22 protein-coding genes are annotated in these 18110 nt (G+C 37.9%); 6 read left to right on the top strand and 16 right to left on the bottom strand.

Features of this window, described 5'->3' with window-relative positions:
- Window positions 1–2: 2 nt before the first annotated feature.
- The 11 genes from R7Q41_RS17075 to R7Q41_RS17025 form a co-directional block, all read right to left on the bottom strand.
- On the bottom strand, window positions 3–623 hold the full coding sequence (locus R7Q41_RS17075; RefSeq protein ID WP_154217427.1) for a phage baseplate protein: 621 nt from the start codon (window positions 621–623) through the stop codon (window positions 3–5).
- Window positions 624–839: 216 nt separating this feature from the next.
- On the bottom strand, window positions 840–1676 hold the full coding sequence (locus R7Q41_RS17070) for a hypothetical protein (RefSeq protein WP_318123044.1): 837 nt from the start codon (window positions 1674–1676) through the stop codon (window positions 840–842).
- Between the two features lie 19 nt (window positions 1677–1695).
- Complete coding sequence (locus R7Q41_RS17065; RefSeq protein ID WP_029849091.1) at window positions 1696–2037, bottom strand: hypothetical protein; 342 nt, start codon at window positions 2035–2037, stop codon at window positions 1696–1698.
- Between the two features lie 81 nt (window positions 2038–2118).
- Window positions 2119–2427, bottom strand: coding sequence for a hypothetical protein (locus R7Q41_RS17060; protein ID WP_029849090.1), 309 nt, complete (start codon window positions 2425–2427; stop codon window positions 2119–2121).
- Between the two features lie 18 nt (window positions 2428–2445).
- Complete coding sequence (locus R7Q41_RS17055) at window positions 2446–2955, bottom strand: hypothetical protein (protein WP_025626793.1); 510 nt, start codon at window positions 2953–2955, stop codon at window positions 2446–2448.
- A 533-nt stretch (window positions 2956–3488) separates the two neighbouring features.
- Window positions 3489–4082, bottom strand: a complete 594-nt coding sequence (locus tag R7Q41_RS17050; protein ID WP_025626790.1) for a hypothetical protein — start codon at window positions 4080–4082, stop codon at window positions 3489–3491.
- A 199-nt stretch (window positions 4083–4281) separates the two neighbouring features.
- Window positions 4282–4680, bottom strand: coding sequence for a hypothetical protein (locus R7Q41_RS17045; RefSeq protein WP_025626789.1), 399 nt, complete (start codon window positions 4678–4680; stop codon window positions 4282–4284).
- A 147-nt stretch (window positions 4681–4827) separates the two neighbouring features.
- Complete coding sequence (locus R7Q41_RS17040; RefSeq protein WP_318123027.1) at window positions 4828–5982, bottom strand: DUF6945 domain-containing protein; 1155 nt, start codon at window positions 5980–5982, stop codon at window positions 4828–4830.
- A complete protein-coding gene (locus R7Q41_RS17035; protein WP_180770569.1) occupies window positions 5966–6142 on the bottom strand; it encodes a hypothetical protein in 177 nt (58 codons plus the stop codon). The genes R7Q41_RS17040 and R7Q41_RS17035 overlap by 17 nt, the downstream gene beginning before the upstream one ends.
- Entirely contained in the window at window positions 6139–6372 is a 234-nt protein-coding gene (locus tag R7Q41_RS17030; RefSeq protein WP_029849085.1) for a hypothetical protein, read from the bottom strand. The genes R7Q41_RS17035 and R7Q41_RS17030 overlap by 4 nt, the downstream gene beginning before the upstream one ends.
- Before the next feature lie 308 nt (window positions 6373–6680).
- Complete coding sequence (locus R7Q41_RS17025; RefSeq protein WP_318123030.1) at window positions 6681–7223, bottom strand: Bro-N domain-containing protein; 543 nt, start codon at window positions 7221–7223, stop codon at window positions 6681–6683.
- A gap of 1143 nt (window positions 7224–8366) precedes the next feature.
- Here R7Q41_RS17025 and R7Q41_RS17020 point away from each other — a divergent pair.
- Window positions 8367–9071, top strand: a complete 705-nt coding sequence (locus R7Q41_RS17020) for a hypothetical protein (RefSeq protein ID WP_049875208.1) — start codon at window positions 8367–8369, stop codon at window positions 9069–9071.
- Between the two features lie 450 nt (window positions 9072–9521).
- On the opposite strand, the gene R7Q41_RS17015 is transcribed toward R7Q41_RS17020, so the two are convergent.
- Entirely contained in the window at window positions 9522–10136 is a 615-nt protein-coding gene (locus R7Q41_RS17015) for a recombinase family protein (protein ID WP_318123057.1), read from the bottom strand.
- A gap of 734 nt (window positions 10137–10870) precedes the next feature.
- Between R7Q41_RS17015 and R7Q41_RS17010 the strand changes: the two genes are divergently transcribed.
- From R7Q41_RS17010 to R7Q41_RS17000, 3 genes are read left to right on the top strand one after another with little or no spacing between them, the layout of a single operon-like run.
- Window positions 10871–11131 carry a hypothetical protein gene (locus R7Q41_RS17010; RefSeq protein WP_029849079.1) on the top strand — a complete coding sequence of 87 codons (261 nt, stop codon included), beginning with the start codon at window positions 10871–10873 and terminating at the stop codon, window positions 11129–11131.
- Between the two features lie 14 nt (window positions 11132–11145).
- The gene (locus tag R7Q41_RS17005; protein ID WP_195745016.1) at window positions 11146–11544 is read left to right on the top strand and encodes a hypothetical protein; all 399 of its coding nucleotides are present in this window, start codon (window positions 11146–11148) and stop codon (window positions 11542–11544) included.
- Entirely contained in the window at window positions 11534–11920 is a 387-nt protein-coding gene (locus R7Q41_RS17000; RefSeq protein WP_029849077.1) for a hypothetical protein, read from the top strand. Before R7Q41_RS17005 ends, R7Q41_RS17000 begins: the two co-directional genes overlap by 11 nt.
- A gap of 14 nt (window positions 11921–11934) precedes the next feature.
- On the opposite strand, the gene R7Q41_RS16995 is transcribed toward R7Q41_RS17000, so the two are convergent.
- Window positions 11935–12858, bottom strand: coding sequence for a hypothetical protein (locus R7Q41_RS16995; protein WP_029849075.1), 924 nt, complete (start codon window positions 12856–12858; stop codon window positions 11935–11937).
- A gap of 538 nt (window positions 12859–13396) precedes the next feature.
- Between R7Q41_RS16995 and R7Q41_RS16990 the strand changes: the two genes are divergently transcribed.
- Window positions 13397–13918 (top strand): helix-turn-helix domain-containing protein, encoded by a 522-nt coding sequence (locus tag R7Q41_RS16990; protein WP_318123016.1) that lies wholly within the window; start codon window positions 13397–13399, stop codon window positions 13916–13918.
- Window positions 13919–14208: 290 nt separating this feature from the next.
- Here R7Q41_RS16990 and R7Q41_RS16985 read toward each other — a convergent pair whose 3' ends face one another.
- Window positions 14209–15750, bottom strand: a complete 1542-nt coding sequence (locus R7Q41_RS16985; protein ID WP_029849073.1) for a site-specific integrase — start codon at window positions 15748–15750, stop codon at window positions 14209–14211.
- A 285-nt stretch (window positions 15751–16035) separates the two neighbouring features.
- Between R7Q41_RS16985 and rluB the strand changes: the two genes are divergently transcribed.
- Window positions 16036–16974, top strand: coding sequence for a 23S rRNA pseudouridine(2605) synthase RluB (gene rluB, locus R7Q41_RS16980; RefSeq protein WP_005376798.1), 939 nt, complete (start codon window positions 16036–16038; stop codon window positions 16972–16974).
- A gap of 187 nt (window positions 16975–17161) precedes the next feature.
- On the opposite strand, the gene R7Q41_RS16975 is transcribed toward rluB, so the two are convergent.
- A complete protein-coding gene (locus tag R7Q41_RS16975; protein ID WP_169628533.1) occupies window positions 17162–17482 on the bottom strand; it encodes an HI1450 family dsDNA-mimic protein in 321 nt (106 codons plus the stop codon).
- Between the two features lie 2 nt (window positions 17483–17484).
- The gene (gene yeiP, locus R7Q41_RS16970; RefSeq protein WP_005376801.1) at window positions 17485–18051 is read right to left on the bottom strand and encodes an elongation factor P-like protein YeiP; all 567 of its coding nucleotides are present in this window, start codon (window positions 18049–18051) and stop codon (window positions 17485–17487) included.
- Between the last annotated feature and the right edge of the window lie 59 nt (window positions 18052–18110).

Raw genomic sequence — 18110 nt, 5'->3', positions numbered from 1 at the left:
AATTAACCTTCTCTGTTAAAAAATTCTTTAATCTTTTGTTCATTCGATTTTTGTTCTAATCCCATGAGATTTACATAACCATCTTTATACAAATCAGGTAGTTTATTCACCTTCGAACTAAAGCCATTATTAGAGCTGTTAGTTTTACGTTGACCATCAAGTGACTTTTGTTCATCGGCAAACGTTAGAAGGTATCCCTTTTCATAAGACACGTTGCGGATATGTTCTAATAGGAGTCGATATTCCATAGAATCAGTTGTGTTGACTTGTCGAGGCGTATATTTAACAATGACGTAGTCATTTAAATTGTAAAACTCGTTTACGATTGTTAACTTAGTGCTTTTGTTAAACCACGAGAGGAGAATTTCATGTGCATTCAAAGGGCGTTGTTCTTTGTCATCACCGCTTAATAAGTTGTCATCTATGTTTTTCAGCGGGTTCTTACCGACATAGCAAGTAAGACTTAATGTTGGGTTGTTCTTAATCACGTTTGAATTAATAACACTTTTATCGCTGACAGGGTATTTGGTGGCGCTTGAAGTGTAACTTGGTGAAATTTCAGTGAACGCATCGGCGTAAAATCTTCCAAGGTTGTCATCCATAATATATGTGGGTGTAATCATAAATCTTCCTTATTTTCTCAGCTCTTCATCCACAATCTTCTTTATTTTCTTCAATACTGTTCGATAATCTTCTTTAGGATCTTTCTCTTTTGGTTTACCAAATAGGGTATTGATAATTAGAATAGGGATGAGGATCAGAAGGAGGGGAGGTAGTTGTATAAATTCCATAGGCTTTTTATAAACCCCTTAGTTAAAAGGGGCTGTTACTGGTAGTGTTTAAAGAGTGATATCCTTGTAATCGAGAGTTTCAGATTTAGATTCTTTAACCCATAACTTTCTTTGTTTACCATCTGATAAATATTTACGGACAGCAATAAAACCGTTATCAGTCAGTAGTGATTCGACTTTCGTGTTTTGGTCACACTTACTAACTTTCTTAGCTTCATCAAACGTCACCCAGTCACGCTTTAGTAATTTCGTGAGTTCTTCATTTCCACTATTTAAAAGTTTCTCTTTCGCTGCTGCAGCCGCTTTCGCTGCTCGAAGGTGTAATGCTTGTTCTTTCTCTTCTTCCTGTTCAGCAAGCTTCTGAAGGGCATAGGCTTTCGCTTCTTCCGGTGCTAACAGTTCTTCATTTTCAAGTTCACATTTCCGAGTTAACAAGTCTTTAATTTGCTCACGAAGTAGTTCTAGTTCTTGTTCTACTAATTGGTCAGGTTTGTACGCTATAAAACCAACATATTTACTATTCTTGTTAAACTTGGCGAAACTTAGTTTAGAAGAAGGCACTGGAGAGTACCCAAGTTTAAGTTTATTCGAAAATTCTACTAGCATGTCTTGAGTTCTTTTATAAGGTGACAGTGTAAAAGCTTCGATCGAACCAATACCTAAATCGTACAACAAATTACAACTAGTAAGTTTATATTGAATTTGCTCTATTTCATTGCCACTGATTGGAGGTAGTCGAAAATCTTTACTCACCGTTGTATCATAACGACACATACAAGTATCATAAACATCTTGGACATCTTGCTCTGAGAAAGTGCTCAACTGAACATTGTCGTAGTATTCGGTAATAAATTCTTCTAGTGTTTTTGTTTCAGTCATATTCATGTTATGTACTCCTATCTTATTATTGTTGTTGTTTGAGTTCAGCGATTAGATTGTCACGTTCGATTAACTTAGCTTTGAGTGATTCGATTAAATCCGCATCAGATTTTAATCGTGCTCTTAATGCTCGACGTTTTGATTTTGACTTACTGCTATTTTTAGCAATATTCTCTACTCGGTTACGTGTGTATTCTGGCAAGTCATCTAGAGTGAATAACTCATCATCTGCATAAACTTCTAATAGCTGTTCAATCTTTGCAGCTATTTGCCAACCTTCTATATGAACACAAAGAGGGGTTGCTTGTTCTTTCTTGATGCGTTCACAAACATCAATAAATAGATCTTGAGGTAAATCTATCTTCATAATTTTGTTTTCCTGTAATTGTTTTTATTTTAATATGAGGGTAGGAGGGGAAAGAGAATTACTGTTATAAATAATTTTTATTTATAAATATTCTTGACCGTTATATTTATCTTCAAGTGATTTTAGAAGGGCTTGAGTGTCGCTATCTTCTTCAACTGTAGGTGAATAATCTTGAACACCTTGAGAGTGATTATGTTCAGGTTCTAGGTATTCAACGCCTTTGAACTTTGATTCAAGTGATTTCTCTAATGTCTTAACATCATCATTCATTTGTTTATGGGCTTTCTTAATCTCATACTCTTCAAGGATCTCATAAATATTTTCATCGTTTGAAAATTTGTTTAATTCTTGCAGGGTGTTAAGTTGCTTTAATACTTGTTGAATGTTCATAATCTTGTTTTCCTTTTATTAATCAATTGCGTAAATCTTGATAAAGCCGTTAATTGAGCCGTTTGTAACTTCGATGATTTCTTGGTTATTTACTAGCCTATACAGTTTGCTTAAGCTAATGTTCAACACATGTTTATTCTTGTTATAAAACCAACGCAAACTTTGAAAGTATGACGTTTTACCCGTTAGGCTATCGTAAACCTTGTAGCTTTTAGCACCTGACTCACGAGCATTAGCGGAGGCTGGTTTTAGTACACAGTTTTTAGGAGAATAATTGCCCTGATCAAAAAGTCTCGAAACATGAGGTTTATTGATTTTGAAATAATCTCTACCTCTCTTTGATTCACTGATAATCCAATCTATAAAATGGGTGATGTCTTTAAAATCGAACGCTACATGTTTATAACTTTTAAAATGTTCATGAGAGGAGTTACATCTAGCTTTGATGTTGTAGTATAAAGTACGTAACTTCAGAATTTGTTCTTTATTATATTGTGGGTATTGCTCACAGAGGTCTTTTAACTTCATAGTTTTGCTTTCCAGTATTGTTTTTATTTTTAGGATGGTTAGAACTTGAGGTTCTTTATCTTCTTAGATGCAAGGTATAACGAAATGGCATCACTAATAATATTATGTTGGTCGATGTCATTATATACAGAGATACTTCTGAATTTTAAAAGATAAGCACTGTTAAGTGTTCGAGTTCCTTCAATCAATTCTTTTAATAAACTTTCTGAATCTTCATAGATTAGACGTTTTCTAGGCATTGTTTAGCCTCCATTATTGATAATAGATATTAATGCTTAATATGATAAGCTAAGAGGTTTTAGTTTAATCGGGGGAGTGTTATGTAATATGTTTTATTACAATTCGAGAGTAAAAAACAATCACCAAAATAATAGGAGGATTATTAACTAGTGATTGTTTGAAGTAACATAAGTATTGATTCGGCAAGAACATTAACTTATACAACCATTATAACATTACCTTATTTAAAATACAACAGGAAATGTAATAAAAATATTTACTTTGCCGTTTTATTATGATAGGTGTTCTGTATTTTACTCAGCATCTTTAATTATATTTACAACCTCATTAAGACTTATCTTTGTTGAGTAAAAATAATCCCATATCGTAGGTTCGGTGTTACTCTTACCAAACACCTTTAAACTATGGTTACGTACAATTTTATTAACTTTACTCAATGTTTCTAAGTGGTTTGGTTTTATTGCAGCTCCTTTTCTAAACGTTGTTAGCATCTCGTTGAATCTTACATGAAGAGGTTTGTGCTTCGGTTTGTTTCCTATCTTCAACTCTCTATCAATATACCTACTAATCACGTTTTTAAGGTAGAGGTTACGTTGTTCTTCTTGTTTGTATAAGTAAGATGTTAAAGCGACATCAATCTTTAGTGGCTGCATAAATTGTTCTGATTTTATATAAAAAATGAGGCGCATCTTGGACTTTGCAAGAGAACTACCAAATGGTAACAAGATTGGTTTTTGTATGATGTCTACACCAAGCTCACTAGCTGCACAATCAAGGTTTTGCTTAAACTCATGCAATGCGGATTCAACAAGTTCTAAGAACTTCGATCTCTGTTCTGGTTCAAAATTGTTGAGAGCGCGAGTGTATTTATCTTGAAGATTTTCCATATTCACCTCTTATTTATTTAATAATGAATAGTTGAAACGTTTACGGCTCTTTCTGATCGCTTTAATTCGGTATTTCTTCACGTTATTTTCCTTCTTGTTATTACCTCCCCATACAAAGGTGTGAACGTGTCTACAAGCTATTCAGCATGTATACGAGAGGTTTTGTATTCGGTTGTATTTAGAGAGGGGTTAGGTTGGGTTAGGTTGCCTTATGAGTTTGATAAAACTCATACAACTCGCAATCTAATCGATTTGTCACTTCTTCAATGTCCTTATAAAACTCTCTAGCTATTAATTTGCCAACCACACGAGGGTATCTTATCAACAAGGCTAAAAAGTCATTTGAATCTAGATGTTCATATACAAAAACGTCATGCTGTTTTGATGTTGGAACTTTAAATTCGTTGTCATTCAAATCTAACCATTGATCTTCATATAGCTCGATAATCTCCTTCGTTTCCTTAGTGGGAATAGGTAACTCAGTGATCATTAGCGGAACTGAACTATTTACAAAAATCTCCTCGATCTTGTGATCTTGGCGAGTAATAAAAATGGTGTCATAACCTTGCTCTGGCTTTAATACCGTGAAAGTGTTCATATCATTGTTTCCTCTTGTTTGGAGTGATACATACAAGTAGCCCTACATTGTGCTTCATTCAAGCATGTATCAGGTTTGTTTTAGTGTTGTTTGGATTAGCCTGTAGAGGCTGAATAAGGTGTTAGCGTTGCGCTAAAAGGGGATTGGTTAGAATGGGATTACGGATTCGTGTTCGGGACAATCACGGTTTAAGCAGTACCCGAGATCATCTAAATTGTCACCACAAACTTCACAGATTAGCTTTTTAAGTATAGCTTCTACGGTTGTTTGATCTGGAAAGTATTCATCCCGGAAATGCGTATGCAACACCTTCAACCAGCGTTTTGTATCTGCAACGTCAAGTTCATCTCTGGCGAGTGGTGCAGCAAACCAACCAACTCCTTTAGATTCAACATCTATATCTGAAACATCGACATTTCCGATCAGGCTGACCAGCTTGGACTTGTCACCTTTCGGTGCTGTTACTTCTGTTGATGTTTCAACAATCTTTGTTGTTGCTTCTGCTTCTTCAACAGGTGCCAGGTGTTTTACTGGTTCGGGCTTTCCATCACTAGACTGAACAAAACTATATACTGCTGCGTCCTCTCGTTCTTCTGTTTCTTCATCCACCATTAAACACTGTTTGTAACTTGCTAACTCTGCAGCACACATATAGTAAGTAGGGCATGGATCGTTAGTTGTAGTGTTTATATCATCGACAAATCCGAAATTTGCATCTGTTTCGTCGTCATAACCATCTGGTTCCGTAAGAGCAAACATATAACATTCGACGTGTGGGTGTTCGGTGAAGTATGATTCTGTTCCGTAACAAGGTTGCTTTCTGTCTTCTTCTCGTTGTTTCTGTTCTTCTAATCGTTCAGCTTTAGCCTCATTACGTTGCTCGGTTGCTTCTGGTGTATCGAAAGTAGAAAGGGCAGGGTTTACCAGATCGTAATCTTTCAACACATTATCAAGCTTACGGATTGACTTCTTACCAGCATTTTTAATCGAACCTTTAGAAGTTGTTGCCACATCAAGCAAACCAATCTGCATTAGCTTTTTTATACGTGCTCTGTTACTTCCACTAGAACGATATGAACTACCAGTAACAGCAGTGCAAATCCTGTCTAGGCTTTCGAAGTAGGGAGAATGTTTAACGTTCTTGAAGTAGGCTTCACGTTGAGTAATAAAGGTAATGATCTTGAAGTCCACACCATCAAAAGGAATGATCTCTCCTGTCTTTTTATTCTTAAATCCAGTTGCTAGCGTATATCTAGCATCAATCTGAACAAATCCAATATTCTTGTTATAGTCGTTTACCATTGTGTGTATTCTCCTTTGCCTCCACTTGGGCACTTGTTTCAGAAAGTTGACGTTGTAATTGCTGCATTAGCTCGATTGTTAATTGAGTCGGGCTGAGTCCTGTCTGATCTGCCAAATCACCAACCAATTTGTCGTATGGGTGTTTGAGTTGAATTTTCATTTTAAGATTTCCTCTTTAATATTCTGGTTGAACTCTTCGATTAAACGGAATAGATATAGTGCTAGTCCATGTTCGAAACATTGCTGATAATCACCTGCAAGTTTTCGGTTCAATTTTGTTCGGCTGACATTAGCTGGTTTGGTAGTTCCTTTTAACAATCGGTCTAACTGATACAGTGTAGAGATTGGCAGCGATTCGATTGTTACCCCTTCGGGCAGTTGGTAATTCATTAGTTAAATTCTCCGTTTTCAGATACACGAAAGCCCCACAACGTGTGATTCATTGCAAGCAATGCACGTATGGAGTAGTTAAATTGTTGGGAGTTAAAAGAGGGGAAGGTTTAGATTATTCATCATTAAAACAATCTATACAGGTATAATAACACGAATAGTTATCATTTGCAATAGTAAAATGTGATTTTATTCAAAATATTTTACATTGTGATTGACTTTACTGTATTTATACTATATATGCTACGGATTTATAGAATTTTGTCAAGCGAGGGTGAGTAAGTTATTGATTTTGATAGAATCGCTACTCAATAGTGATTCACCTTATTCTGTAAATACTCATGTACTTTCAATGTCATTTCTTCAATCGACATCTCACCAGATTCTACCTTCTCTTCCCCAGAAATATACATTCCATCCTGACGGATCTTAGGTAACACTTCTTCACATACCCAATCTTGGAATTTTTCAGCATCAGGCTTATTAGAACGCATGATTAGGCGGTAAATATCGAACTCATCAATCCATACTTTCTTACTGATAACTTCATTATGTGTGTAACCCTTCTGCATTAAAGCTTGATAAGGAGTAATATTGGCACCTAAGTCCTTGAATTCTGTGGACTGTCTGTTATATAGATTGTCCGATTTATCTTTCTCTAAATCTAGGTAAGATTTTTTAATCCCATGCTTACATAAGTTTTTAACTGCCTGTGTTGTATTCTCATAACCTAAGATCGTAGCAATTGTTTCAGCCTTAAAGTAAGGAACAACCTTACCTTTATGATTCTCCCACATGATAGTTTCAATGTTCATACCATCGTAATCAAAAATCTGCATTTCTTTGTTCATATATTATTTCTCCTTATTTAATTTCAATAATTTCACAATTGTTTGTTAGGGATGATACGAATGTGTCCACTTCATCTTCGTAAACATCGATCTCTTTTGTTTCCCAAACCTCTTTCTTGAACACCCACCAACCTTTTGAAGATACAAGTTCTTTGTATTTAATCGTCTTTGTTGGTGTTGGTAAGAATTCTACAAGGGGCAAAAACCAGTCCGTATTTCTGCCTAAATCTAGGCAATTCTAAAAGTTAACGTCGTTTTGAAACTGCCTAAAATCAGGCAGATTTATCCTACCAATAAGTAAAAGTGCCTAAATTTAGGCAATCTTAACCTCAAAACTGCCCGCTAGAGGTCACCTATGTTATATATAGATAATACTAAGTCAGATCAGAGACTCGTAAACTCGTCAAACCAATATATGTCAGATCTTCACTACGTTCATAGACTCATTACATTCGTCCTAAACACCATATGTTAGATCTCGTTCGCTGTGCTCACTCAAGACTCACCATGTTCGTCTAACCAACACAGTAATATTTGTATTAACAATATTAATATATAGATATGTAAGATCAGAGACTCACTGTGTTCGTCTGCCCTAAAGGGCTTACTAATATGTTATATAGAAGAGACTCGTAACCTCGTCCTCAACGCTACGCTTATGTGTTTTCTATGTTCACTGTGTTCACTAAGAAAAGAAACCCTGTGTTGTCTTAAGCTCCGCTTACACATGTTGTGTGTTTATCACTTCGTGATGGTGAATGTGTTTTATAGCTCCGCTATCTATGTATATGTAAGATTCACGATACAACCCACCTGTAAAGCTCATAGACAAGCTATTTCACTTTCCATGTGTGATGTGTTCATCTAACCCCTAAAGGGGCTGTGTGTTGCTTTCATAAATCTTGTGTTATTCAAAGAGTTCGCAGTGTCGTAATCCAACACATTGCTATACTTAACCTCATGATACTTTTAACTCTGTTCAACGCTGAGACATCACCATGAAACGTTTATTGCTGGCTGCTATGTGCTTACTTACGGCTACTGGACAAGCAGAAACCGTCTGTAAAACTAACAATGCAAACGGGATCACACGCTGTAAGAACTCCTCCACAGGTACAGAGGCAAGGTATCGAGTCGATCCCCATGGAAAAATTCGAGATGACCAAGGCAATGTTTGGCGACAAGACCCCCATGGTAAATGGCGTAATGATAAGACAGGAACGATCATCTCCAAGGATTCCAATGGGATCATTCGAGACAATAAAGGCAACACATGGAAGCGTAGCTCTGATGGATCTCTTAGGGGGAGCAACGGCACGATATGTAAGAAGGATTTACAGGGTACGGTTAGGTGTAAGGATTAAGAACGAGGCTTATATGATAAAAATAAAATACGTTACTACGTTGTTGGTAATAGCAATGTCAGGCTGTGGTGATTACGAATCGGTATCCATCCCTAGTTTAGAATTAACGGAAGAACAAAACCAAGTGCTCTTGGGAGTAACAGCGTCTAACCTGACATGTGCTGCTATCAGCAGATATTCAAATGATATCGGTTCACCGATTGAAGATCGGAGTTATCTAGAAAACGCAGAAACTGCTTTTAGTATTATCGCTAATTCTAATTTAAGTGGTAGAAGTAAAAACTGGGATGAAACTTATAAGCAGATGAAAACCGTAGTTTATAATGGGGTTATTACAGATTTGAATAATGCACCATCTTTGAATGACTTTTACGATCATGTATTTCCACATTATCAAGAAGCCTTAAAAGTAAAATCTATCCGAGATTGTGCCGATGTAAGTGCAGTAACTAGGCGTATTCTTGACCCGTTGTTGGTTCTGTAAAGTAGTCGATAGTGGATGATAAAGAGGTCATTACTAGTGAAATTAAGTAGTACACCTATTAACGATAGGTTTCTTATTACTTGCTAAACAAAATGCGCTATCGCTCTCAATCATCCAGACCAAGATTTCATAAATGTAATGGTTCATTCCAAAAATGCAACATTCGATGCTGAATAATAATTCAATCGATGAATATAGACCATGTGTGCAATATAAATGCAAATACTCAGATATTAAGTCTATTTGTGCACTGGATGTGTGAGTGTGGGGGGTAATTGGTGTGCAAATGCTTCTATGCGGCTCAGACAAGCGTTTTAGCGGTGAATTAGTATTAATGGATTAATATTGATTAGGACGTTGTGAGAGGCTTTGAGGCGTTTTAAAAGGCAATAAAAAACCGCCATGATAGGCGGCTTGATGAAGGGGAAGTTAACAATAAATAAGTGAATTCTAAACGGTCATACTCTTCTTAACATTAGCGATTAGTCCACGACTACAACCAACAATCTTTTGAATATCTGAATATGAATGACCAGCTTTCAAAAGCTTCTCTATCGAACTGTGACGGCCTGTATTTGCTTTCCTGCCTTGGTACTTACTAGGATCTTTCTTAGCTTTCTGAATACCTTCAGCTTGTCTTTTCTGGCGAGTTTCGTAGTCATCCCTTGCCATTGCAGCACCAAGATCCAACATGAAGTTAGTTAAAGCCTGTTGAATAGCTGAAGTAACCTGATCACTACCAGACAATATACTGTGTGTGGTTGGTTGGTCTAATACAACAATGTTTATACCAGCTTCTTTGATACGTTGTTTTAGAGACTCCCATACTGGGAAAGGTAGACGTGTAAGCCTGTCCATCTTCTCGATAAGAAGAATATCACCCTCATGTGAATCATTGATCAGTTCAGCCAGTGCTGGACGTTCTAAGGCAGTACCAGACACGTTTTCTGTATACACCTTTGCAATCTTAACGTTATGTGAATCGGCAAACGCGTGAAGTGATGACAATGCCCTTGATGCATCTTGTTGTGTGGTTGATGCTCTTAAGTATCCACGTATAAACATAATCGTTTCCCCTTTGATTCAGTTCACTATAAAGCAGTTCATTTTAGGTGGTCATTATAGATTGGTTCATTTAGGGTGGTCAATAACTATTAATACTATTGGTTTTATGTAGTGTTAAAGTGGCTCTGTTTGGGTATATCCATAATGACCAGTTAATCACGGTTTTAAGTGAAGTAAATGAGAGTAATTCTCAAGTATCACCACTATCATTTGTTACTTAAATGATTCTTAAAATGTCTACGGAAAAGGGCGGTGATTGGTGAGATTTGTGATTGCATTTCTACTATTCACATTTAGTGCATAGATATTTGAAAATTAGCCATTCTGAGAGAATGTGACGGATTTTGTGTGCTTAAATGGTCTCTCGCTCAATTTCATACTCTCAAACCATTGCTTACGATATTTACCTGTAACAATGGATATTTTGTCACTAATAAACAACCACCGGAAAATTTAGTTTTATGTGTAACGAAAATTTTAGGTAAGTATATAAATATTGCTACTTATGGTATAATTGTTACATATATTAAGATAAAGTTTTTGATAAATCCTCATAATAACACCTCTAAATAAGCAGTACACCCAATTCTAGATATTTTCATCATTAGATTACCGAGAATTTTTACCAATTTAACGCATATCCCATTGAAAATATAATTACTGAAAATTTATGTAAGTTATTGATATATATAACAAGAAGTACACCTTCATTACAACATGTAGGACTCTTACTCATGAACCGAAATCAAAAGATTTTGTATGTTCAAGGGGAGATCTTAAGCCTAAATTCCAGTTTATTAAGCAATACTAAAATTTCACCAGAAATTAAGCATGTAATATACCTATTAGGTTTGAATCTACCTTATTCATACATTGAAGAAACAACAGGATTTAAACAATCCTACCTAAGAAAAATTAAATCTGTACACAAACAGGTTGTAGATTGCCTACAAGAAGAAACAGCCAATCTTTACAGTATTAACGGCATTAACTAATAAGGATAATAATAATGAATAGTAAGCCTTTACCCGTTGTAACAAACATCGGAAACCGTCACTCTTTACAAAACCACCTCGATACACTTCTGGATGTGGCATCAGCACAGGATAAGAATCTCCAAGCCATTAATAAAGCTTATAGTGGATTGATTAAATCTCTTATAGCTAGTGCTCAAGGTAAAGAAGAAATCAGTAAATCACAGCTAGATTGCATTAAGATCTTACTGTCTGAACATAAGCACTTAAACAAAGTCGTCGCTGATATTGAGGAGTTGATTAAAAAGGTTCGTATTTACCAAGATGAGGAGGTGAAACCTTCTCCAACTAAATCTACACCAACACAAAAAGGTATGCTCCCTAAAATTCCTCTAGATACACCAATGTATGGAGCGAAAACTAATGCAGATTAACTACTTCGGTGTTCATGCTGAACTTTGCCATAGCTTGCTGTCTGTATGGGGATATGATGAAGAAACCCTTAATCAACATCACATTTATTTCCCACTGGTTACGCTATCATCACCAGAAACTAAATCTAGGTTGTGGCGGTCTATTCTACAGCATCAAGAGGTATTACAAGCCGTTCTACTCAATGGTGGTGATTATGGTGTTAAGTATCTGCTATACGTCCTCCAAGAGCTTTGTGATGTTTGTAAGGATGAAGTAGGGTGTTTATATGATGATGTAGAAGAAGGGACGTTACAAGCCGCTTGGGAACATGTGGAACAGCATGTGATCCCTTCTTTGGGTGATGATGGGTGTGTTATTACGTTTGGTGCAGTGTAATATCCTTGCTCTTACTACTGAAGTGTCACCACCCAGTTACCGCCTTTATCCTTAATGTGATAGGCGTAGTTGTGGTTGTTACACCACACGGAAAACCCTCTTGTAAATGACATTTCTACAATCCCCGATACGCTGTTGCATTTGTACCCGTATAAACCAATGATTTTAACAAGTTGATTTATTACTTCAGGGTTTTCTTTGATACCTTCTGGTACTCTAGCTCCTGATTCGAGGAGAGGGTGAGTAAAGGTATTTGCTTGTTCAGCGTTTTTTCTTACCCTACTGTTTTCCAGATTACTTATCCCAATGGTCATAGCGACTAATACTATTGAAACTAATACGAATACTGACCTAGCCTTAGCTTCCTTGGTTGGTTCTTCTTCGGTACTTTCAAGGCTGTTCCGGTCTTCCTGATGTGGAAGCGGTGTAAGCTCATAAGAATTACTTGCTAAATTGCTTTCTTCTTCTGTTTGTTCAGGTTCTCTATCTGAGAAAAACTGATTCCTTGCAAGATCTTTCAAATACCCGATTGGAGCCAGTGCTTCTAGTCTTATATTTAACTCCGGTATTTCTATAATCGACGGGCACTCTTTCCGTTTTGAACCTAAGTATGCACCTGCTGCAGCACCAAATGGACCTGCAATTGCTGCTCCTATCAATGCTCCACAACCTAGGTTTTTAACTTGTTGTACCTGCTCGTCACCATGTTCAAGAACAGTAATCTTGTATTCACTCTCTGGTAATACTAAGTCCAGCTTTTTCTTTTCATTAGTAGAGAAATCAAAAACTGATTTAGTATTACCAGTGTAATACTTAATCTCAAACTTCAAGTGTCCACCATTAGGGTAATAGGCAATTAAAGCAGAATCTTCAACGACTTCTACATACTGTCCATCTACCTGCAGGTTTAGTGGTTTAAAGCTGTGCCACATTGCCATAATGTAACCCTTCAATTAAAAGTAAACATATACATATTAGCACCTATTCATATAAGTGCTTATTTGGCAAAGAAGATTTACTATCTACAGACTTTAATTTTGACTATCAAGAAAGGTTCTAGCTAGAGATTTCGGTGTGTAACCTCATGTTACTTGAATATGTAATGCTCAGTTACAAGAACACGATCTACGATCTAATAGATTAATAACAATACGATTTTTCTACTTTAAATCTTGCAGTATTCCGCTTTCCTGTTGTAAGATCTCTGTGTTGGTGTAAGAACCCAACACCAATGTTTATCAGCGTAAGAACCTGATAAGCAAACTTTAACGGGGTAAGAGCCGTTGAGGGAAAACTAGAGAAAATACATATCTGATTTCTAATGCTTGCCATATACGGGAAGTGTTTTTCATATACAGGTCGGGCAGGGGTCATAGTACGCCTGTATCTACATGATGTTCTCTCTAGTCGTCAAGTAGCTTTGCAGCTCCTGCCCTCCCTAACGGTTCTTATCTCTAAAAACTAGAGAACAGAACTATGATCATCAAACACCACTCACAACTAGTGAATGCTTGCGCCAGTGCATGTATTCAAAACATATCTCCAGCCGAAAAAGCCGTGTTAGTGTCGTTACTATCACACCTGAATCTGTCACATAACAAAGCTTTCCCATCTCAACAAAGACTTGCTTCTATCACTGGATATTGCAGGGCAACAGTTAACCGATCTATCCAGAAGCTAAAGAGCTTAAACCTTATTAAAATTAGTAAGATAGAGCGTATTAACGGGATCGGGTTACGCAATCAATACTCAATCGCAAACAAACTATTAACTCTATTGAATGTTGTGTTAAAAGCTGGATTTGGTGTAAAGAGTAGTAAATCAAAAGTACCTACCACCACTACTACACCACAACACAAAACACCTTCTCAAACCTCCCTGATTGATGCTGCTAACGCTGATTTCGATAAACATTACCAATCTATTGCTGATACAAAAAGGTCAGACATAAGCGTTGTACAAGCTCTTAGAGCCACTATTAAACGTGGGAGGGTGTAACGATGTCTAGCAAACAACTATTAACTATTGCACAGCAAGTGAAACAGGCATTCGAGCATCATACACCATGCAAATTACCTGCATTGAGTAGGGAAGACCTCATTGTGTTGTTAGTGCTAATACATAACTGATAATTGGATATGTTGGAATGGTGGGGAGGCGTGATATTCCTCCCCAATGACAGCAAGCAAAGGTGTCACAGCCAAAAATCTAACCCAGCTATAACAATGTTCCAACTTCAAGGGCTAAACATTGTGAGTGAGTGTGCAGTTTAAAAATAATTCAGGCGGTTAATACTTCACCTTATCAATAGCCGTCTTCAATGCCTGTATGTTGGTTAAGTGTGCATAGTGGGCGGTCATGTCACCAAATGTAGAACCGGAAGAGTGACCAGTTATAGCCTTTATAGCAAGGTCATGTACACCTACTTCTATCAAGCTTGTGTTCATCCTGTGTCGTGCTGAATAGGCTGATAACTGTAGGTCTGCATTATCTGTGTCTGGTAGGTTAATTGCTTCTTTTGCTTGTTTATAAACTAAGGTCAGACTCAAGTTAGTAGGGAATAGTCTTCCGTCTTCACATGATGCTAACCAAGTTTCAAACCCTAGCTCGATTAAACGTTGATGCACTGGGATATTGCGGTTACTGCCTTTAGTTTTTACCTTACCTGCTTTCTCCGATACTCGGATATATAAGATCCCTGTGTCATCATCCCTGAGCACATCTTGTTTGCGCAATTGTTCTACTTCCGCATTTCGGCAACCAGTAAAGATCTGAATTAGTGCAGCCCAACTATCCAGTGTTTTATCAGTGGTATTGTGATAATCAATCAGTTGTCGTGTCTGTGTTAACGTAAAACATCCACGTTTAGTTGTTGCTTCAAGTTTAATGGTGAGTTTTGGGGCTTGTTCGATGTACTCTTGATCAATACAGTATGTGAAAATTGGGCTTAGATGCTTCCATCCATTACGTAAGTTAGCCCCTTGTGTTTCTTCTGGTAGTAGGTTGCCTTCTTCAGCTACTTCAATGAGCTGCTCTACTGTCATCTTATAATATGGACTACCAACCTTTAGATGGGGGAAACTGCACAATTGGTTGAACATACCATTCAAAGTTTTACGAGTAATCTTATCAACTGGTAGCTCCCCAAGATAATGAGTAAACCACTTGTAGAACTTCTCGCGCTCTCGTAGCATCCTAGGGGTAAGCTTCCACGTTTTCCGCCATTCTTCCAACACTTCATTGAAAGTAGGGGCATTATTAACAGGTTCTTTCAATTCTCCCCGTAGCGAATCAGAGTAACGTTCCTGTATTGAATTTGATTTCTGTTTAGATCTGACAATGTCGCTAGATAGAATGGACTCACCCAGTTTCATTACTAAATCTGTAGCCTTTTTTAGTTCTGTAAGCACGATTTGATTTTGTCTGGATGAGTTAATCTCGTGTTTTGTTAGCTGATTTACGAACCATCGTTCAAGGTCTGGTAAAGAGATTTTAGCTAATTCCTCTGAATCATTATCTACCTGATTGCAAAGATTCTTTATTTCATAATATGGCTTAGATGTAGGCTTTAAATCACAACCAGAAAGATAGGGTGTGTGTCCCACTTTATCAGTTAAAAGTGTTTCTATGACGTCACTCAGAGATTCTTTTGTGATTGCCTCTTGACGCAACATCTTATGCCTGATTTGACCAATAATATTTTTAACCAACCGTTTGCAAACCCTTGAGCTATCAGTTCGTAAGCTCTTTTTAAAAACCGTACCACACTTAGGTAATCGGAAATTGAAATAATATATACCACCTCTTTGGATAGTGTGTTGAACCGCCATTGTGTTACACCTTATGTGTTACAGTCATGTGGTACACATCAATATTGAGTAATTTTCCTATCCTTAATCATCAACCCTGTTAACGTATAAAGTTATGTGTCCTAGCTTTGATCCCCAAGGGATTAGGTTGAATTTTTGGTGTGGAGAATGGCGCCGATTTAGCTTACATTAACTAAGAAAGTTACGTATAATGTCCGACCGAAAAATCCCACTGAAATGGGTAAATAGCAAAATGCAGACCAATCCTGGTCTAGACGTCTGTGAAGACGACACATAGGTAGATAAATGAGCGAAAAGTTACAAAAAGTATTAGCACGTGCTGGTCACGGTTCTCGTCGTGAGATTGAATCGTTAATTAAATCTGGTCGCGTTAGCGTGAACGGTGTAGTCGCTAAGCTTGGTGAAAGACTTGAAGACGAGAGCAGCGTAGTTCGTATCGATGGTCACATTGTCTCTGCAAAGATTCAAGAAGAAGTGATTTGTCGTGTACTTGCGTACTACAAACCTGAGGGTGAACTGTGTACTCGTCACGATCCAGAAGGTCGTCGTACTGTTTTTGATCGTCTGCCAAAAATTCGTGGCTCTCGTTGGATTTCAGTTGGTCGTCTGGATGCGAACACTTCTGGTCTTCTACTTTTCACAACGGATGGTGAACTGGCGAACCGCTTAATGCACCCAAGCCGCCAAGTTGAACGTGAATACCTAGTACGTGTGTTCGGTGAAGTAACTGAACAGAAAGTTCGTAATCTAGTAAAAGGTGTTGAACTGGAAGACGGTTTAGCTCGCTTTGAAGATGTTGTTTACGCGGGTGGTGAAGGCATGAACCACACGTTTTACGTTGTTATCAACGAAGGTCGTAACCGCGAAGTTCGTCGACTATGGGAATCGCAAGAGTGTACCGTTAGCCGTCTGAAACGTGTTCGTTACGGCGACATCTTCTTAGACAAGAAACTGCCTCGTGGCGGTTGGATGGAGCTTGACCTGAAAGAAGTAAACTACTTGCGTGAGCTTGTAGAGCTTCGTCCAGAGAAAGAAACCATGCTTGATCTGAACAAAGACAATACGTCACGCAAACGAGAGCGTGCACGCAGCCAAAAAATTCGTCGCGCAGTTAAGCGCCATGAAGAGCGTGTTAACACGCCAAAAGGTCGCAGCAACAACCCTTCTCGTCGTAAGCCGAAGAAGACTGCTGGTGACCAAGGCGCACGCAACAAGCATCGTTAATCGATAGCAAAACATCAGAAAGGCTTGCCAATTCGGCAAGCCTTTTTCTTATCTGTTACATAACAAAAGGATCTAAAGCCTATATAGAGCAGGGTGCTTTGTATAAACATATATCTCAGCTAGACGAAAACAACAGATAAAAAAATACCAGCACTAGGCTGGTATCTTTGTTCATGATGAAGAAACGTTAATCGCGTTTCCAAAGCATATGGCAGAACTTATGTTCAGGGTCTCGGCTGATTAGCATACGAGCAAATACGTCATCAAGAACGTCATTTCCCTCATTTACTAGGCCGATACGAACCTCTGCATATACTTCTTTGTCGATCTCGAAGCCAACATGTTCAACCCAGTCATCACCGGTTTCAACAAGTTCTGCGGCACCACGATCTTCAAATTGCGCAGTAAACAGAATCACGTCAGCAGGCTCTAGGTTATCTGGAGCCATCTCAAGGAAAATGTCGTACGCTGCGTCGATGACGTCGTCGTAAGAAATCAAATCTGACATGCTTATGCTCGGCTCATGTATTTACGTTCAGCTGTGTTAATGATAACACGGTCACCAGTTGCAATGTACTCAGGAACCTGGATGACAAGACCTGAAGCGAAGCGTGCTGGCTTAGTGCGAGCAGATGCAGAAGCACCTTTGATTGAAGGGTCAGTTTCTTCAATCACTAGCTCAACAGAAGATGGTAGTTCAATACCCACTGCAGCACCGTTAACAAGGATAATGTGGATACCTTGTGTATCTTCGTTGATGAACAGCATGTCGTCTTCAACTTCATTGTGCTTGAATGTGTATTGTGAGTAGTCTTCGTTATCCATGAAGATGTGCTCATCGCCGTCAGCGTATGAGTACACAACTGCACGTTTGTTCATTTCTACCGTTTCAACAACGTCATCAGACTTGTAACGCTCATCTACACGTGCGCCCGTGTTTAGATCTGTACAACGCATTTTGTAGATTTTAGCGCCGCCACGACCGCCAGGAGTCGTTACTTCGATGTCTTTAACTAGAAGAGTTTTACCATTAGACTCGATTGCGAAGCCTTTTTTGATTTCACTTGCCTTTGGCATTGTATATTCCTATTCATACTTATTAAGCAAAACTCGGTGATTATAGCGCTAAGTTAGCC

The organism is Vibrio sp. 2096 (assembly GCF_033339595.1).
Classification (GTDB): domain Bacteria; phylum Pseudomonadota; class Gammaproteobacteria; order Enterobacterales; family Vibrionaceae; genus Vibrio; species Vibrio alginolyticus.
Note: the sequence above shows the minus strand (reverse complement) of the source record. Positions and strands in the feature narration are given on the sequence as shown.

What these genes read in the sequence shown, in the direction of transcription:
- R7Q41_RS17075 (WP_154217427.1), bottom strand. Translation starts at nt 623, where the DNA reads ATGATTACACCCACATATATTATGGATGACAACCTTGGAAGATTTTAC.
- R7Q41_RS17070 (WP_318123044.1), bottom strand. Translation starts at nt 1,676, where the DNA reads ATGAATATGACTGAAACAAAAACACTAGAAGAATTTATTACCGAATAC.
- R7Q41_RS17065 (WP_029849091.1), bottom strand. Translation starts at nt 2,037, where the DNA reads ATGAAGATAGATTTACCTCAAGATCTATTTATTGATGTTTGTGAACGC.
- R7Q41_RS17060 (WP_029849090.1), bottom strand. Translation starts at nt 2,427, where the DNA reads ATGAACATTCAACAAGTATTAAAGCAACTTAACACCCTGCAAGAATTA.
- R7Q41_RS17055 (WP_025626793.1), bottom strand. Translation starts at nt 2,955, where the DNA reads ATGAAGTTAAAAGACCTCTGTGAGCAATACCCACAATATAATAAAGAA.
- R7Q41_RS17050 (WP_025626790.1), bottom strand. Translation starts at nt 4,082, where the DNA reads ATGGAAAATCTTCAAGATAAATACACTCGCGCTCTCAACAATTTTGAA.
- R7Q41_RS17045 (WP_025626789.1), bottom strand. Translation starts at nt 4,680, where the DNA reads ATGAACACTTTCACGGTATTAAAGCCAGAGCAAGGTTATGACACCATT.
- R7Q41_RS17040 (WP_318123027.1), bottom strand. Translation starts at nt 5,982, where the DNA reads ATGGTAAACGACTATAACAAGAATATTGGATTTGTTCAGATTGATGCT.
- R7Q41_RS17035 (WP_180770569.1), bottom strand. Translation starts at nt 6,142, where the DNA reads ATGAAAATTCAACTCAAACACCCATACGACAAATTGGTTGGTGATTTG.
- R7Q41_RS17030 (WP_029849085.1), bottom strand. Translation starts at nt 6,372, where the DNA reads ATGAATTACCAACTGCCCGAAGGGGTAACAATCGAATCGCTGCCAATC.
- R7Q41_RS17025 (WP_318123030.1), bottom strand. Translation starts at nt 7,223, where the DNA reads ATGAACAAAGAAATGCAGATTTTTGATTACGATGGTATGAACATTGAA.
- R7Q41_RS17020 (WP_049875208.1), top strand. Translation starts at nt 8,367, where the DNA reads ATGGAAAAATTCGAGATGACCAAGGCAATGTTTGGCGACAAGACCCCC.
- R7Q41_RS17015 (WP_318123057.1), bottom strand. Translation starts at nt 10,136, where the DNA reads ATGTTTATACGTGGATACTTAAGAGCATCAACCACACAACAAGATGCA.
- R7Q41_RS17010 (WP_029849079.1), top strand. Translation starts at nt 10,871, where the DNA reads ATGAACCGAAATCAAAAGATTTTGTATGTTCAAGGGGAGATCTTAAGC.
- R7Q41_RS17005 (WP_195745016.1), top strand. Translation starts at nt 11,146, where the DNA reads ATGAATAGTAAGCCTTTACCCGTTGTAACAAACATCGGAAACCGTCAC.
- R7Q41_RS17000 (WP_029849077.1), top strand. Translation starts at nt 11,534, where the DNA reads ATGCAGATTAACTACTTCGGTGTTCATGCTGAACTTTGCCATAGCTTG.
- R7Q41_RS16995 (WP_029849075.1), bottom strand. Translation starts at nt 12,858, where the DNA reads ATGGCAATGTGGCACAGCTTTAAACCACTAAACCTGCAGGTAGATGGA.
- R7Q41_RS16990 (WP_318123016.1), top strand. Translation starts at nt 13,397, where the DNA reads ATGATCATCAAACACCACTCACAACTAGTGAATGCTTGCGCCAGTGCA.
- R7Q41_RS16985 (WP_029849073.1), bottom strand. Translation starts at nt 15,750, where the DNA reads ATGGCGGTTCAACACACTATCCAAAGAGGTGGTATATATTATTTCAAT.
- rluB (WP_005376798.1), top strand. Translation starts at nt 16,036, where the DNA reads ATGAGCGAAAAGTTACAAAAAGTATTAGCACGTGCTGGTCACGGTTCT.
- R7Q41_RS16975 (WP_169628533.1), bottom strand. Translation starts at nt 17,482, where the DNA reads ATGTCAGATTTGATTTCTTACGACGACGTCATCGACGCAGCGTACGAC.
- yeiP (WP_005376801.1), bottom strand. Translation starts at nt 18,051, where the DNA reads ATGCCAAAGGCAAGTGAAATCAAAAAAGGCTTCGCAATCGAGTCTAAT.